16 protein-coding genes and 1 pseudogene are annotated in these 16,034 nt (G+C 62.8%); 12 read left to right on the top strand and 5 right to left on the bottom strand.

Going from position 1 to position 16,034, the window contains the following annotated elements:
* From Q0X85_RS05075 to Q0X85_RS05060, 4 genes and pseudogenes are all read left to right on the top strand, one after another.
* Positions 1-293 (top strand): annotated as a pseudogene (locus Q0X85_RS05075) (succinate--CoA ligase subunit alpha); the annotation flags it as partial.
* 94 nt (positions 294-387) lie between these two features.
* Complete coding sequence (locus Q0X85_RS05070; RefSeq protein WP_297769856.1) at positions 388-1,563, top strand: ATP-grasp domain-containing protein; 1,176 nt, start codon at positions 388-390, stop codon at positions 1,561-1,563.
* On the top strand, positions 1,563-2,459 hold the full coding sequence (gene sucD, locus Q0X85_RS05065) for a succinate--CoA ligase subunit alpha (protein WP_297769854.1): 897 nt from the start codon (positions 1,563-1,565) through the stop codon (positions 2,457-2,459). Before Q0X85_RS05070 ends, sucD begins: the two co-directional genes overlap by 1 nt.
* A complete protein-coding gene (locus tag Q0X85_RS05060; protein WP_297769851.1) occupies positions 2,459-3,448 on the top strand; it encodes an NAD(P)H-quinone oxidoreductase in 990 nt (329 codons plus the stop codon). Before sucD ends, Q0X85_RS05060 begins: the two co-directional genes overlap by 1 nt.
* A 386-nt stretch (positions 3,449-3,834) precedes the next feature.
* Here Q0X85_RS05060 and Q0X85_RS05055 read toward each other — a convergent pair whose 3' ends face one another.
* Positions 3,835-5,241: an XRE family transcriptional regulator gene (locus tag Q0X85_RS05055; RefSeq protein ID WP_297769848.1), complete on the bottom strand. Its 1,407-nt coding sequence runs from the start codon at positions 5,239-5,241 to the stop codon at positions 3,835-3,837.
* 147 nt (positions 5,242-5,388) lie between these two features.
* Between Q0X85_RS05055 and Q0X85_RS05050 the strand changes: the two genes are divergently transcribed.
* On the top strand, positions 5,389-6,441 hold the full coding sequence (locus Q0X85_RS05050; protein ID WP_297769845.1) for a 2-dehydropantoate 2-reductase N-terminal domain-containing protein: 1,053 nt from the start codon (positions 5,389-5,391) through the stop codon (positions 6,439-6,441).
* 141 nt (positions 6,442-6,582) lie between these two features.
* On the opposite strand, the gene Q0X85_RS05045 is transcribed toward Q0X85_RS05050, so the two are convergent.
* The 4 genes from Q0X85_RS05045 to ccmI all read right to left on the bottom strand — a co-directional run bounded on the left by Q0X85_RS05045 (position 6,583) and on the right by ccmI (position 8,885).
* On the bottom strand, positions 6,583-6,825 hold the full coding sequence (locus tag Q0X85_RS05045; RefSeq protein WP_297769842.1) for a hypothetical protein: 243 nt from the start codon (positions 6,823-6,825) through the stop codon (positions 6,583-6,585).
* Positions 6,826-6,947: 122 nt separating this feature from the next.
* On the bottom strand, positions 6,948-7,184 hold the full coding sequence (locus tag Q0X85_RS05040; protein WP_297769839.1) for a DUF1289 domain-containing protein: 237 nt from the start codon (positions 7,182-7,184) through the stop codon (positions 6,948-6,950).
* A complete protein-coding gene (ruvX, locus tag Q0X85_RS05035) occupies positions 7,174-7,656 on the bottom strand; it encodes a Holliday junction resolvase RuvX (protein ID WP_297769836.1) in 483 nt (160 codons plus the stop codon). The genes Q0X85_RS05040 and ruvX overlap by 11 nt, the downstream gene beginning before the upstream one ends.
* Positions 7,653-8,885: a c-type cytochrome biogenesis protein CcmI gene (gene ccmI / locus Q0X85_RS05030; RefSeq protein ID WP_297769833.1), complete on the bottom strand. Its 1,233-nt coding sequence runs from the start codon at positions 8,883-8,885 to the stop codon at positions 7,653-7,655. Before ccmI ends, ruvX begins: the two co-directional genes overlap by 4 nt.
* A 215-nt stretch (positions 8,886-9,100) precedes the next feature.
* On the opposite strand from ccmI, the gene Q0X85_RS05025 reads away from it, so the two are divergent.
* The 7 genes from Q0X85_RS05025 (at position 9,101) to Q0X85_RS04995 (ending at position 15,880) form a co-directional block, all read left to right on the top strand.
* Positions 9,101-10,345: a sarcosine oxidase subunit beta family protein gene (locus tag Q0X85_RS05025; protein WP_297769830.1), complete on the top strand. Its 1,245-nt coding sequence runs from the start codon at positions 9,101-9,103 to the stop codon at positions 10,343-10,345.
* A 14-nt stretch (positions 10,346-10,359) separates the two neighbouring features.
* Positions 10,360-10,689: a sarcosine oxidase subunit delta gene (locus Q0X85_RS05020; protein ID WP_297769828.1), complete on the top strand. Its 330-nt coding sequence runs from the start codon at positions 10,360-10,362 to the stop codon at positions 10,687-10,689.
* A gap of 64 nt (positions 10,690-10,753) precedes the next feature.
* Positions 10,754-13,762, top strand: a complete 3,009-nt coding sequence (locus Q0X85_RS05015) for a sarcosine oxidase subunit alpha family protein (protein WP_297769826.1) — start codon at positions 10,754-10,756, stop codon at positions 13,760-13,762.
* On the top strand, positions 13,755-14,324 hold the full coding sequence (locus Q0X85_RS05010) for a sarcosine oxidase subunit gamma family protein (RefSeq protein ID WP_297769823.1): 570 nt from the start codon (positions 13,755-13,757) through the stop codon (positions 14,322-14,324). Before Q0X85_RS05015 ends, Q0X85_RS05010 begins: the two co-directional genes overlap by 8 nt.
* Positions 14,325-14,435: 111 nt before the next feature.
* A complete protein-coding gene (locus Q0X85_RS05005; RefSeq protein WP_297769821.1) occupies positions 14,436-15,035 on the top strand; it encodes a superoxide dismutase in 600 nt (199 codons plus the stop codon).
* 156 nt (positions 15,036-15,191) lie between these two features.
* Positions 15,192-15,422, top strand: coding sequence for a hypothetical protein (locus Q0X85_RS05000; RefSeq protein WP_297769818.1), 231 nt, complete (start codon positions 15,192-15,194; stop codon positions 15,420-15,422).
* The gene (locus Q0X85_RS04995) at positions 15,422-15,880 is read left to right on the top strand and encodes a host attachment family protein (RefSeq protein ID WP_297769816.1); all 459 of its coding nucleotides are present in this window, start codon (positions 15,422-15,424) and stop codon (positions 15,878-15,880) included. Before Q0X85_RS05000 ends, Q0X85_RS04995 begins: the two co-directional genes overlap by 1 nt.
* The last annotated feature ends 154 nt before the right edge of the window (positions 15,881-16,034 follow it).

Below are 16,034 nucleotides of genomic sequence, written 5' to 3'. Positions count from 1 at the left end.
CCGATGACGAGACGCAATCGATCATCATGATCGGCGAAATCGGCGGCTCCGCCGAAGAAGACGCCGCACAGTTCCTCGCCGACGAAAAGAAACGTGGCCGCTGGAAACCCACGGCAGGCTTCATCGCCGGACGCACCGCCCCCCCGGGCCGCCGCATGGGCCATGCCGGTGCCATCGTGGCGGGCGGCAAGGGCGGCGCCGACGACAAGATCGAGGCGATGAAATCCGCCGGCATCACCGTCGCCGACAGCCCCGCGGGCCTCGGCGAGGCCGTGCTCAAGGCGATCGGCTGATGCCGCTGTCCAATAAGGTGTAGATCCCCGGAGGCGTTGACTCGATTTGGCCGCTGGCATACCAGAAATTATACCCATAGAGGAGACGCCTCCGATGTTTCTAGCAGAATACCAGTCCAAGGAATTGCTTGCGCAATATGGTGTAGTCGTACCCGATGGACGTCAGGCGCGTTCGCCTGAAGACGCGCAACGGCTCTGCAAGGACATTGATGCACGCAAATATGTCGTGAAGGCACAGATCGGCGCAGGGGGACGTGGCCTGGCCGGGGGTATCCGGTTTGCCGCAACCCCGTCCAATGTCGCGGATGAGGCGCGTCGGCTGCTTGGAGACGTGCTCGTCACCGAGCAAACCGGGTCGGCGGGTGAAACGGTCGAACTGGTTCACATTGAAGCGGCGATTGACATCGTGCAAAGCTGTTTTGTGGCCATCGCGCTCGACCCGTCGAGCGGGGCGCCGATCCTGCTGGCATCGGGCGCGGGCGGTGTGGAGTTTGAGCAGCGTGCGCGCATGGACGAGGATACCGTTCAGGGCTGCGCCCTGCCGCCCGACAGCGCCGAGGCGCGCGACGCGCTCGCGACATTCCTGACAGGCATCGGCATGACCGACGCGCAGGACGCGGCGATTGACGCGATTTATGCCGCACGGCTGGCGTTCATGAGCAACGACATGACCCTCGTCGAGATCAATCCCTTCGCGCGCAGCGCCGACGGGCGCTGGATCGCCGTCGATGCCAAGGTCGCAATTGATCCCAATGCCGGGTTCCGCCGCCCCGAGTTTGCCTCCATGGTGGCCGACCGCCCGGCGCCCGCCGATGAATTGGCGGCCCAGAGACACAATATCAATCTCGTGCGGCTCGATGGCAATATCGGGGTCGTCGCCAATGGTGCGGGCCTCGGCCTTGCCACCAATGACATGATCATGGATGCTGGTGGCAAACCGGCGAATTTCATGGATATCCGCACGACGGCCAGCAGCATGGACGTGGCGCGCGGGATAGAGATCCTGCTGGGTGACGACCGCGTGCGTGCGATCCTTCTGACAATCCATGGCGGCGGCATGACCTCGGCGGACACGGTGGCGGAAGGCGTGAACTTCGCCTATGCCAAGGCCAAGCGCAAGCTGCCGGTGATCGCCTATATCTCGGGCAAACACGCCGATTGGGGGCACCGTATCCTGCGCGAACGCAAGGTGCCGGTCGAAAGCTTCGACACGATCACCGCCGCCGTCGGTCGCGTGGCGGAGCTGGCAAGCCAAGGGAGGGCACGCTGATGGCGATCTTTGTCAATTCTGAAACGCGGGTGATCGTGCAGGGGATGACCGGACGCTCCGGCACGTTCTACACCGATGAAGCGATGCGTTATGGTACAACTTGCGTCGGCGGCGTGCGTCCCGGCAAGGGCGGCGGCTCGCATCTGGGTCTGCCACTCTTTGACTCTGTCCAAGAGGCTGTTGACGCGACGCAGGCCAATGCAAGCCTCGTCATTGTGCCCGCCCAACAAGCCGGCGCCGCCATGCTCGAGGCGATCGACGCCGGGATCGGCGTGATCGTCTGCGTGACCGAGCGCGTCCCGCAACATGACATGAGCCGGGTCAAGCAAGCGCTGCTTGGCACCGATTGCGTTCTGATCGGCCCTAATTCCCAGGGCATTCTGACGCCGGGTCAGTGCAAGATCGGCGTGATGCCCACCGGCAACGCCAAGCCGGGCCATATCGGCATCGCCTCACGCTCTGCATCGCTGACCTCGGAAATCCTTGCACAATGCAGCAAAGCGGGACTCGGACAATCCACCACCGTCGGGATTGGTGGCGACACGCTGCATGGCGTGGGCTTTGTGGACTGCCTCAAGCGGTTCCGCGACGATCCCGAGACGGAGGTGGTTGTGCTGATCGGCGAGATCGGCGGGCGCGGTGAAGAAGAGGCCGCTGCTTATCTGGAGACTGTGGATTATGGCAAGCCCGTGGTGGCCCTCGTCGTCGGGCGGCACGCCCCGCGCGGGCGCCGGATGGGCCATGGCGGTACGCTATCGGCTCTCGGCGGTGGCTCGGCAGCCGACAAGATTGCCCGCCTGCGGGCGACAGGTGTCGAGATCGCGGCGGATGCCGACGACGTGGCGAGCGCCATCGCACGGGCTTCTGCTCATTCCAACAAGACCGGGGCCAAATGATGGCGTCGCTTCCAGATGACATGGCCGTCGTCGAGATGTCAGAGCCCGGTGCGGCAGAGGTTCTCGTACCCGGACGTCGTAAATTGCCCACATGCGGCGCGGGCGAAGTGTTGATCCGCGTGACAGCGGCCGGTGTGAACGGACCCGATCTCGTGCAACGGCGCGGGCATTATCCACCTCCCAAGGGCGCCTCTGATCTTCTCGGCCTGGAGGTGTCGGGCGAGGTGGTTGCCTGCGGTGACGGCGTCAACGACTGGCAACCGGGTGACCGTGTCTGTGCGCTAACCAATGGCGGCGGCTACGCCGAATACGTGGCGGTGGACGCATCCCACTGCCTGCCTGTTCCGCAAGGTGTCGACGAGGTCGGGGCGGCTGGCTTGCCCGAGACGTTCTTTACCGTCTGGAGCAACGTGTTTCTGGATCACGCATTGCCGGAAGATGGCAATTTCCTCGTCCATGGCGGCGCGGGCGGCATCGGCTCCACTGCCCTGCAACTTGGGCGGGCGATGGGCCTCAACGTGCTCACAACCGTAGGCTCTGACGATGCGGCGGAGTTTGCCACCTCTCTGGGGGCCGCGCGGACGATCGACTTTCGAACCGAGGATTTCGTGGCCATCACTCGTGAGGCGGGTGGCGCGGACATCATCCTCGACATCATTGGCGGCGACTATGTCGCGCGCAACATAAAGGCCGCGCGCCATGATGCGCGGATCATTCAGTTGGCGTTCAACAAAGGCTCGAAGGTTGAGATTGATCTAATGCCGATGATGCTCAAGCGGATCAGCTATACCGGATCAACGTTGCGCTCCCGGTCAGAGGCGTTCAAGACGCGGGTTGCCGAGGCGCTGCGGTCCGAGGTCTGGCCGCTCTTCGCGAAAAACGCTTTGCGCCCTGTCACCTACAAAGTGCTGCCATTGGCCGAGGCTGCCGAGGCACACAGGTTGATGGAAGGCGGGAACCATCACGGTAAAATACTGCTCCGACCCTGACTGGGGCACAGAGCCTCTGATGTCGGACCGGTTATTGGCCTGGAGCGGACATTGATTGACCGGTCGAAAGTGCCGCGCGGTCGCAGGGCCGGGGACTGGCGAGGCAACTGCTGGTGCGGGCGCTTTATCCTAGCCAAGTCATACAAAATTCAACACGTTGCGCGCCCTATCAAATCGCCAGGCCGCGGGACGGCCCGGCGATCGCGCGGCACCTTCGGTGCTGTTCGCGCGGGAGGCTCCGAGGTCCGCTCCAGGCCATTCCTGTCGACCTCATTGCCATACCTCAGCCCACAAGAATGGCCCGGAGCGGTCGTCGCACCCTGAGCCTTCGTGTCGCTCGCCTGCACCACGAAATGCAAAGGGCTGGGCCACACCAGCCCCCCTTTTCAACTTTCATAGCGAGTGCTGCCGCGCCTGTGCTCGTCAATCGGCAATTCCATCAAGAGCGGCTGATGCGCGCGCTGCGAACAGGCCTGACGGGGGCAAAGATTGCAATTCAGTCCGATCGGGGCATAGAGCTTGGGATCGTCGAAATTGTAGCTGGACGCGTAGCGCAGTCGATGCGCGTATTTCGCCTCGCATCCTAGGGCGAGGGTCAGGCGGCGGTCCTGTGTCTCTTCGCTGAACACCGGTCTATGCACCGTTCGGCTGACCGTGAAATAGCGTGCGCCGTCCGGCATTTCGACAAATTGCGGCATCATAACACCGGGGGTGTAAAACGCAGTGTGAATGTTCCAGACCGGGCACGAGCCACCATACTCCGCTAGATGGAACGAAGTCGAATTGAAGCGTTTTGTCACGTTTCCGGCCTTGTCGATGCGCAGGAAGAAAAACGGCACGCCGCGTGCCCCCTCCCGCTGCAGGGTCGTGAGGCGCTGGCAGACCTGTTCGAAAGATGTGCTGAAGACTGCGGCAATCCGGTCGAGGTCGTAACGTGCGGCTTCGGCTTCGCGCAGAAAGGCGTCATAGGGCATGAGCAGGGCGGCTGCGAAGTAATTGGCGAGCTCCACCCGAAGCCGCGCCAGTGCATGCTGCGAATCGAGGCCGCTGCGCTCGACAATGGCCGACAGAACCTCGGGGTATTCGACGAGGCACAGCACATGCGCCAGCTGAAAGACCCGGTTGGCGGTATTGAGCGCCTGTGACAGATGCACGACGCCCTCTGTCTCATCGTAGTAGCGCAATGCATCCCCCAGATCGCCAATGCGCCGGATCTGAGTGGTCACGCCGTGGCGTTCTTCCAGGCGCCGCCGCAGATTGAAGAACCGGTCCTCTGGTGAGGCGAAGTCGCTTTGCCACGCGGCCTCCGCCGCCTGCTCCAACTCAGGAAAATGATTGCCGTGATCTCGAAAGAAGTCGTGAATCACGGTCTCGGGGGAGCTTCGTAACAACTCGTCGGCATTGTTGTCTCCCGCAAGACTGAGGATCTTTTCCAAGGCCGTGCGGTAGGCGCCATGCAATTCGAGGAAACGATCAACCAGACGCGGCGCATGATCGACCGCCCCGCGCAATTCCTGAATATCGGGTTGGTCGCCGGAAAATACGGGGTCGCGCACCGCATTGCGCAGATCCGCGACCCGGCGCGCGCTTTCATCTCTTGTCAGGTCGCGCCAGTCCACCGCGTAGACATCAGCGACGCTCATGAGCAGTTGTACAGAGAGGCTGCGCTGATTGTTCTCCAAAAGATTGATGTAAGAGGCGCTTACTCCGAGCTTTCGGGCCATTTCGGCCTGAGTTTGTCCGCGTTCTCGCCGCAACTGGCGCAGCCGGGGCCCGATCAGGGTTTTTGCCATGCGAGAATCCTTACAACATTACAAAAATTAGATTTGTAAGATTTACCATACACACATTGACATTTATTTCGTAGTGGAATCGCCGCATTGCCATATAATGAGCGTTGAATTGAAAAGACGACGTAACAGCAGTCGGAAAGGACAGACATGGCGTATCGCATCGTAATCCTCGGGGCCTCTTATGGCTCACTTCTAGGCACCAAGCTGCTGATGGCCGGACAGGATGTGACATTGGTCTGCCGTCAGGCGACAGCCGATCTAATCAATGCCGAAGGCACAGATGTGCGCATCAAGCTGCGCGACGAGGACGAGCATCGTTCGTTCCCCTCGCATGACCTGCCCGGAAAGCTAAATGCTCTGACACCCGAGGATGTGAATCCTGCCGATTACGATCTGGTGGCGCTTGCCATGTCCGAGCCGCAATATTGCGCCGACAACATAGTGGACCTGCTTGGCCGGATCGCCGCGGCGGGCACGCCTTGCCTGTCGATCATGAACATGCCGCCTTTGCCCTATTTGCGCCGGATCGAGGGGCTCGACACGTCGCGCCTTGAGGCGGCCTATACCTGCCCGCGGGCCTGGGCAGACTTTACGCCCGGGACAGTCACTCTGTGCAGCCCCGATCCGCAGGCCTACCGTGTTCCAGAAGATGGGGCCAACACTCTGCATGTGGGCCTACCGACCAATTTCAAGGCCGCGCCGTTCGAGGACGAGGCCCATAACCGCATCCTGCGGGATCTCGAAAACGCCATCGATGCCGTCAAGGTGGACGGCAAGGATGTACCGGTGAAACTGCGTGTGTTCGATTCGCTCTTTGTGCCGTTCGCAAAGTGGAGCATGTTGCTGACTGGCAATTACCGTTGTGTTCTGTCCGATGGTGCCCGTCCGATCAAAGAGGCCGTTCATGGTGATCCCGAACTGTCCGAACGGATCTACAGCATGGTTGACGAGGTTGTTCGCCGCCTCGGAGCGGATGCTGACGATGCAGTACCTTTCACCAAATACGCCAATGCCGCCAACGGTCTGCTCAAGCCTTCTTCGGCGGCGCGTGCAATCGAGGGCGGTGCAAACCGCATCGAACGAGTCGATATGCTGGTCAAGCTCATTGCCGAGCAGCAAGGTGTGGATACCGCCGAATTTTCGGGCATCGTCGACACCGTGAACGCTAGGCTTGACGCGAATGATCGCAACGTGGCGTAACGTCGTTGGTCGCGCGGGGCCATCACCGGCTCCGCGTGCGCCGCTTCGCCAGAGTATGCCAAAAACAAAGCCCCGACGCGAGCGCCGGGGCTTTGTTCGTTTGGAGCGCGCGTGGCGCGGTCCGAAATCGCGTTTGCCAGATCAGACGGCGCTGATTGTACCTGATTTCCGTGCGACATAGGTCACGATGTCTTCGCGATTCACGCCCATCTTTGCCAACTTGGCATCGCTCAGCTGTGACATGTATTCAACGTCGCGCACCACTTGGTTCGCAGTGATGATTGACTGAAAGAATGAGTCGACCGCACGGAAGGGAGCAAGTGCCAACCGGCTGATATTCCCCAAGAAAGGTTCCCGAGGGGTGGTGTGGGATGAAAAGGCCATGGCGTGTCGCTCCTGCATATGCCGCGTTTGCATAATATATATACTGCGATGCAGCATTTTCCCATACCAATGTATGCAAACCTGCTTTGCACGGGCGTCATGCCTGTCGCTTCAGCTGCGGCTCAGCGGCGTTCCAGCCGCGCCGCACGCCCGCCACGGCGCTTTTTCAGCAGTCCGGCGCGGTCGGGCAGGGCGGCCATCACCTCGCGCCGCTCGGTGCCGCTCATCTTCGACCAGCGGGTGATCTCGTCGATGGAGCGCAGGCAGCCGGTGCAGATCCGTGCCTCGGGGTGCACCACGCAGACCCGCACGCAGGGGCTTTCGACCTCGTCGCGCTGCCACGGTGTTTCATCCGTCATGCTCTGCCCTCATATGCCTCATCCGGTCCAGCACCCCTTGCAGGATATAGGATGCAGCGACGCTATCGATCACCTCTGCGCGACGCTTTCGGGTCGCATCCGCCTCCAGCAGGGCGCGTTCGGCGGCCACGGTCGACAAACGCTCGTCCCAGTAGCTGATCGGCAAATCGGTGAGCCGTTCCAGATTACGCGCAAAGGCGCGGGTCGACTGGCATCTTGGCCCCTCGCTGCCATCCATGTTGCGCGGCAGGCCGAGGATCACGCCGCCCACCTCGCGCGCCGCGATGACCTTTAGCAGATGCTCGGCGTCCAACGTGAACTTGCGGCGCTTCACCGTCTCATGCGGGCTCGCCACCGACCAGAGCCTGTCGGAGAGCGCCACGCCGATGGTCTTGGTCCCCAGATCGAGGCCCATCACGGCCCGCGCGCGCGGCAGGGCGGCGGCGAACGTGGCGATATCCTCGACGATCACTCTGCCACGCCCGCGTTCTCCGCCGCGGCCCGCACGGTGGCAAGGCGGCGCGGGAACTCGGCGAAAACCGCCTGCGCCTCGGTCCAGATGCGGCGCGCGCGCTCGGTCTCACCCAAGACGCCATAGGCGTTGATCAGCCGCGCCCAGTCCTCGGCGGTGCCGCCCTCGTCGGCCAGACGGCTCGCCAGCCCTGCCACCATGCCCCGGATCATCTCTTGCCGGGCCTCGGGGTCCATCTCCTCGGCGGCGTCTATATCGCCCGCCGAGGGGCCGGGCGCGCCGCCCTGCGGTGGAAGCTCATAGCGTTCGCCCGCTCGCGCCGCCAGTTCCTCGATACCCGCGCGAATGGGTGCGATCCAAGGCGCGTCGGGGGTGCTCTCTTCCAGCAGATCGCGCCACAGCCGGAACGCGGCATCGGGCCGGTCGATCTGCGTCATGTAGAGGCCAAGGTAGAATCGCGCGGTCGGCGCGCGCGGGTTGCGGTCGAGGGCGGCGCGCAGTGCGGCTTCGGCATCACTCGAGACATAGCCATTCGTGGCGTTGATCATCAACTCGGCCAGCGTGGCGTAATCGTCGGCGGTGGCCGCCTCACCCTTCACCTCAATGAGCTGCGCCTGCGCCTCTCGCGCCGCTGTCATATTGCCGAGTGCCGCCTCACTGCGCACCAGAAAGCGCAGGCCCTGCTGGTCATTGGGGCGTTCCGCCACAGTCTCGCGCAGCCGCTCAACCAGCGCCATATACTCGTCACTGGTGCCATCGGGCAGGCCGGTCGGCTCGGGCGCAAACCGCTCTTCGGCGGTCTCCTGATCCAGCCGCGCCTCGCGCGCGGCCTCGGAATTGGCGATCCGCGTGGCCATCGGGAGGTCGCCATAGCCCGGTGCGCCGATCTGGGAATAAAGCAACACGCCACCGCCGGTGATCATTGCCACCACCACACCGGCCATCACCAACCCGAGCGCCTTGGGCTGCCCGCCGCTCTCGCCGCCCGCGCGCAGCTGCGCATCGGCGGCCAGGATCTTGCGCGAAATCTCGGCGCGCAGCCGCTCGGCATCCTCGGCCTCAAGTACGCCGCGTTTCAGGTCGCGGTCGATCTCGCGCAGTTGGTCACGGTAGACGTCGAGGTCATAGGCTGCGGGCGGTGCCTCGCCCACCCGACCACGCATCAGGGTCAGCCCCAGAATGGCCCCGACCCCGATCGCAAGGGCCGCCACGATGATCCAGAATGCCATGATCTCTCCTTGGATAACTGGCCCCCATGTAACGACCCGCGCGCGTGGAAAAAAGAGGCATATGGTCACTTCCCCGCGCCGCCTTCGCGCTGCGATGTCGCAATGTCGCTATTGATACGGAAATCGCCGCCCCGGGTATCCTTTCCCCGGCCCGTCCGTCGCATTACGGTGCCAACGCTACGCCCCTTGCGAATCCAACAACCCCGAGAGCGCGCATGAAACACTATTCCGCCTTTGCCGTCGCCCGCGAAGCCCTGCGTTACCACATGGGGTGGGAGCGCGCCTGGGCCTCGCCCGAGCCGAAGAAGAAATACGATGTCATCATCGTGGGCGCGGGCGGGCATGGTCTGGCCACGGCCTATTACCTCGGCAAGAATTTCGGCATCACCAATGTCGCGATCCTGGAGAAGGGCTGGCTTGGCGGGGGCAATACCGGCCGCAACACTACCATCATCCGGTCCAACTATCTGCAGGACCCGTCGGCGGCGATCTACGAGAAATCGCGCTCGCTCTACGAGACGCTGAGCCAGGATTTCAACTACAACGTCATGTATTCGCCGCGCGGTGTGATCATGCTGGCGCAGACCGAGCACGAGGTGCGCGGCTATCAGCGCACCGCGCATGCCAACGCCCTTCAGGGTGTCACGACCGAGTTCATCTCGCCGCAGCGGGTCAAGGAGATCGTGCCGATCATCAATCTAGACGGTCCGCGTTATCCGGTGCTGGGCGGCCTTTGGCAGGCGCGCGCGGGCACCGCGCGGCATGACGCCGTGGCCTGGGGCTATGCGCGCGCCTGTTCGGCCATGGGCATGGACATCATCCAGAAATGCGAAGTGACCGGGATCAGCCGCGAGGGCAGCAAGGTCACCGGCGTCACCACCAATCGCGGCGACATCGCCTGTGACAAGCTGGGGCTGGTCGTGGCCGGTCACTCGGGCCACCTCGCCGATATGGCGGGCTTCCGCCTGCCCATCGAATCCGTCGCGCTTCAGGCACTCGTCAGCGAGCCGATCAAGCCCTGCATGGATTGCGTCGTAATGGCCAACACCGTGCATGGCTACATGAGCCAGTCCGACAAGGGCGAAATGGTGATCGGCGGCGGTACCGACGGCTATAACAACTACACGCAGCGCGGCTCGTTCCACCATGCGGAGGAAACCGTGCGCGCGCTGGTCGAGACCTTCCCGATGGTTGCGCGGCTCAAGATGCTGCGCCAATGGGGCGGGATCGTGGACGTCACCGGGGATCGCTCGCCGATCCTCTCGAAAACCCCCGTCGAGGGCATCTTCATCAACGCGGGCTGGGGTACGGGCGGCTTCAAGGCGATCCCCGGTTCTGGCTGTGGCTTTGCCGAACTTATGGCCAAGGGGCATTCTCCGCTCTGCGACGAGTTTGGCCTCGACCGGTTTTATCAGGGCCGGTTCATTGATGAATCCGTCGCCGCTGGCGTCGCCCACTAAGGAGGACTTGACCCATGCTGATCCTCACCTGCCCCTGCTGCGGCGTTACGGGCGAAGAGACCGAATTTCACCAGGGCGGCGAGGCGCATCTCAAGCGGTTCGGCCCCGGCGCGTCGGATGACGAGTTTCACACCTACATGTTCGCCAAGGAAAACCCCAAAGGCGTGCATTTCGAGCGGTGGCGACACAATAACGGCTGCGGCAAGTGGTTTCACGCCGCCCGTGATACCGTGACGCTGGAGGTCTACGGCACATACCCCGCGCAGACGCTGGAGCCGCCGAAGGAGATCCGCGACGCGATCACCGCCAAGCGCCCCGGCTGGACATGGCGGGAATTCGCATGACCTTTCACTGTTCCAAAAATACTCACAAAACAACGCCCGCCCAAAGGGCCCGAGGGTTCAAGATATGAGCACACGTCTGGCCAAGACCGGTCGCCTCGTCGATCACAACCGCGCCATCGCGTTCACCTTCAACGGCAAGCGCCTGAAGGGCCATCCCGGCGACACGCTCGCTTCGGCGCTCTTGGCCAATGACCAGATGCTGGTGGGCCGGTCGTTCAAATACCACCGCCCGCGCGGCATCGTCGCCTCTGGCGCGGAAGAGCCCAACGCGCTTGTCGGTCTGGGCGAGGGCACCCGGTTCGAGCCCAATCAGCGCGTTACCACGACTGAATTGTTCGACGGGCTGACCTGCATCAGCCAGAACCATTGGCCGAGCCTCGATTTCGATATCGGCGCGGTCAACACGGCATTCGCGCGCTTCCTGCCCGCGGGCTTCTATTACAAGACGTTTATCCACCCTCGCCCGTTCTGGAAACATGTCTACGAGCCGTTCATCCGCCAGTCGGCGGGTCTGGGCAAGGCGTCCAATCCCGGCGATCCGGACCGCTATGAGCATTTCTACTACTTCTGCGATGTGCTTGTCGTGGGCGGCGGCGTGGCCGGTCTGCAAGCCGCTGTGACTGCGGCAGAGGCCGGCTCAAAGGTCATGCTGATCGAGCAGACCGCCCATTGGGGTGGCCGCGCGCCGGTCGATGGGGGCGAGGTGGACGGCCAGCCGGTCGCGGATTGGGTCGATGCCACGATTGCAAAACTGCAAGGCATGCCCAATGTCACCCTGCGCAACCGGTGCATGGGTGCAGGGGTCTACGATCACGGCTATGCCTTGGGCTATGAGCGTGTCGCCGATCACACACCCGGCAGCGATGCGCCGCGTCACCGCCTCTGGCGCATCCGCGCGGGGCAGATCGTGACCGCGACCGGGGCCATCGAGCGCCCGCTCAGCTTTGCGGGCAATGACATTCCCGGCGTCATGCTCGCCTCGGCGGTGCGCGATTACGCGGTCGATTTTGGTGTGTCTATCGGTGACCGCACCGTGGTTGTCACCAACAACGACGACGCGTACCGCACCGCCATCACGCTCAAGCAGCTTGGCCTTGAAATTCCCGTCATCCTCGACGCCCGTCAATCGGGTGGCGGGGCGCTGGCGGATGAGGCGCGCGCGCTTGGTATCCGCGTGGAAAACGGCAAAGGCATCGCAAAGGTCAAGGGCGGCAAGCGCGTCGAAGGCGTCGCCATCTGCGCGCAGGCGGGCGAAGGCGCGGTGCTGGAAGAGATCAAGTGCGACGCGGTAGCGATGTCCGGCGGCTGGTCGCCGGTGGTGCATCTGTGGTCGCATTGCGGTGGCAAGCTGATCTGGGATGAGGCGCATGCGCATTTCCGCCCCGACCCGGCGAACCCGCCGAAAGGCGCCAACGGCGAGGGGTTCGTGATCCCCGCCGGGGCCGCCAATGGCGCGGGCGATTTGGCCAGCGTTGTGCGCGACGCGCATGAAGCCGGTCAGGCGGCGGCAAAGGCCATGGGCCATAAGCCCAAGGGCAAGGCCCCTGAAGCCAGCACCTCGGAGGAGGCCCCGATGCAGCCCGTCTGGCTGATGCCGCAGGGCGCGGGCATCAAGCTGCGGATGAAATCCTGGCTCGATTACCAGAACGATGTGAAGGTGTCGGACGTGCAGCTTGCCGCACGCGAGGGCTATGAGTCAGTCGAGCATGCCAAGCGTTACACCACGCTCGGCATGGCCACGGATCAGGGTAAGCTCAGCAATATCAATGGCTTGGCGATCTTGTCGGATGCGCTGAGCCAGCCCATTCCGCAGACCGGCACCACCACTTTCCGCCCACCCTACACGCCGATTTCGCTCTCGTCGATCGCGGGTGAGGCCAAGGGCGAGATTTTCCAGCCCATTCGCAAGACACCGATGCATGGCTGGCACGAGGCCAATGGTGCCGATTTCGAGCCGGTCGGTCAATGGCGTCGCCCCTATTGCTTCCCCAAGGGCGAAGAGGGACGTCACGAGGCCGTCAACCGCGAGATCAAGCAGACGCGGGCCAGCCTTGCGCTGCTCGACGCCTCGACCCTAGGCAAGATCATCGTCAAGGGGCCGGATGCGGGCCGGTTCATGGACATGCTCTACACCAACATGATGTCCACGCTGAAGCCGGGGCGCTGCCGCTATGGCCTGATGTGCAACGAGAACGGTTTTCTGATGGATGACGGTGTGGTTGCGCGGCTGGATGAGGACACGTTCCTTGTCCACACCACCACCGGCGGGGCGGATGTGATCCATGGCCACATGGAAGACTGGCTGCAATGCGAGTGGTGGGACTGGAAGGTCTACACCGCCAACGTCACCGAGCAATACGCGCAGATCGGTGTCGCCGGGCCGAACTCTCGCAAGGTGATCGAAAAGCTGACTGGGGACGATATCAGCGCTGACGCGCTGACCTTCATGGGCTGGACCGAGATCACCGTCGCGGGCATCCCGGCGCGCGTCTTCCGCATCTCCTTTGCCGGTGAGCTGAGCTTTGAGCTGTCGGTGCCTGCCAGCCATGGCCGCGCCCTGTGGGACGCGCTGCTGGAGGCGGGCGAGGAATACGGCGTCACCCCTTATGGCACCGAGGGGATGCACGTCATGCGCGCCGAGAAGGGCTTTATCATGATCGGCGACGAGACCGACGGCACCGTCATTCCGCAGGATCTCAACATGGACTGGGCGATTTCCAAGAAGAAAGAGGACTACCTCGGCAAGCGCGCACAGGAACGTGAGCACATGGCCGACCCCAATCGCTGGAAGCTGGTCGGTCTGGAGACGCTCGAGGGTGAGGTGCTGCCCGACGGTGCCTACGCCACGGCCCCGGGCACGAACGCCAACGGTCAGCGCAACACCCAAGGGCGTGTGACCTCCACCTACCACTCGCCCACGCTCGGGCGCGGCATCGCCATGGGCCTTGTGCATCACGGGCCGGATCGCATGGGCGAGGTGCTGGAATTTCCCAAGGTCGACGGCGGCATCGTGAAAGCGAAGATCGTCGATCCCATCTTCTACGACAAGGACGGGGAGAAGCAGAATGTCTGAGGCCGTAACCCCCCTGAACGGGGCCCGCTTCGAGGGGCTCGCCACGATTGAGGACGCGGGCCTGACCGGCATGATCACCCTGCGCGGGGATCTGGCGTCCAAAGAGGTGAAGGACGCTGTCCAAAAGGCCGTCGGCCTCGATATACCCGCGCAGCGTCAGGCGGTGAGCGGGCAGGGCAGTGCCGTACTCTGGATGTCACCGGATGAGCTCTTGCTGATCTGCGCCTATGACAGCGTGTCCCAGACCATCGCGACCCTGGAGGAGGCGCTCAAGGGCCAGCATTTCCTCGCTGTCAACGTCTCGGACGCGCGCACCTACCTGCACCTGTCGGGCGCGGGCGCGCGGGAAACCCTCGCCAAGCTCTGCCCGGTGGACCTGTCGGAGGCCGCCTTTACCCCCGGCATGTTCCGCCGCACCCGCATGGCGCAGGTGCCGGCCGCGTTCTGGCTGGATGAGGCGGGCACCTTCCACCTCATCTGCTTTCGCTCGGTGGCCGACTATGCCTTCAATCTGCTGAAAACCGCCGCCCTGCCGGGCGGTGAGGTGGAGATCTACGGCTGAGCCGGGGCAATCCCGACAGAAAAACTCCGGCCTGCAGGGTTGACCTTTGCCCGATCCGCCCACCATGTAAGGGACATCAGATTTTAACGCTAACGAACAGGGGGCATACCCATGGCTTTTGAACTTCCCGACCTTCCGTATTCGCATGACGCGCTCGCCGATCACGGCATGAGCCGCGAGACGCTGGAATATCACCACGATATCCACCACAAGGCCTATGTCGACAATGGCAACAAGGCCGTGGCCGGCACCGAGTGGGAGGGCAAATCGGTCGAAGAGATCATCAAGGGTACCTATGATCCCAAGGCCGTCGCGCAGTCCGGCATCTTCAACAACGCCTCGCAATACTGGAACCACAACCAGTTCTGGGAGATGATGGCCCCCGGCGGCACCGGCATGCCCGGCGAGTTGGAAAAGGCGATCACCGAAAGCTTTGGCTCGCTCGACAAGTTCAAGGAAGATTTCGCCGCCGCAGGGGCCGGTCAGTTCGGCTCTGGCTGGGCTTGGCTTGTCAAGGACACCGATGGCGCGCTCAAGGTGACCAAGACCGAGAACGGCGTGAACCCGCTCTGCTTTGGCCAGACGGCACTGCTGGGCTGTGACGTGTGGGAGCATTCCTACTATATCGACTTCCGCAACAAGCGTCCGGCTTATCTGCAGAACTTCCTCGACAAACTGGTGAACTGGGAAAACGTCGCCTCGCGCATGTGATCCCGGGCCTGACCCGATCGCAGAAGGCCCGCCAATTTGGCGGGCCTTTTTGTTGCGTGTCACTGAGTAGATCTTTGATCCGACGTGGTTTTCTGACGGAACCTGGAGCTCTTCCACACGTTTTCCCCATGAAGCAATGTACAAAGGAGGTGCCCTATGGCCGACCGCGTGAAATCAACCGATGGCAGCCGGGAAACCGAAGAGATCCTTGGCGAAAAAACCGAAAACATGAGACAGTCGCCTTCCGCTGCGGGCCGTGCAGGGGGCGAGATCGCCCGTAAAATAGGAACCCGTGACGAGAAGAAGCGCCACGACGAGACCTCGGCGGGCAAGACCCGTGAGACCGCGCAGGATCAGGACGAGAGCGGCGACAAGGAGAAGATGTAATGGCTGTTCTGACAAACGGCACATGGGTGTTGATCGCGGATGGCGAAAAGGCGCTTTTCTTGCGTAACAGCGTGGATGCCATTTCGCCCGCACTTGATGTGGTTCGCAAGAACGAACAGGAGAATCCGTCGGATTACGACCAGTCCGCGAACCGCCCCGGACGCAAGCAGGATACCGGGGTCGGGCAAAGCTCGGCAATGGACGATACCGACTGGCACGAACTGGCCAAGGAACGGTTTGCGCATGAGCTGGCCGATACCCTCTATAAATATGCGCATCGCGGCGATTTTCAGCGCATCGTGCTCGTTGCAGCGCCGCATGTTCTGGGGGACCTTCGGCAGCATCTTCACAAAGAGGTGCAGGACAAGGTCGTTGCCGAGATTCCCAACGATCTCGCAAACCATCCGCTCGACGCGGTCGAGAAGCTTCTAAAGGTGGAACTCGACCCTAAGCTCTAGCGCGGCTGTGATCCGGTCTGGGGCGCGATGACCCGGGCGGCGCGCGTCCGGGCCGGGTCTACTAAACGGCTTGCAAAATGTACGAGATGTCGCTTTCACCTTGCCCCCGCCGCCTGCTTGCGGCAGCACAAGGATAACTCAGCGAATAGGGCAG

It is taken from the genome of uncultured Roseovarius sp., from assembly GCF_947259555.1.
Classification (GTDB): domain Bacteria; phylum Pseudomonadota; class Alphaproteobacteria; order Rhodobacterales; family Rhodobacteraceae; genus Roseovarius.
The sequence above is the reverse complement of the archived record's forward strand: the minus strand, read 5'-3'. Positions and strand labels throughout refer to the sequence as shown.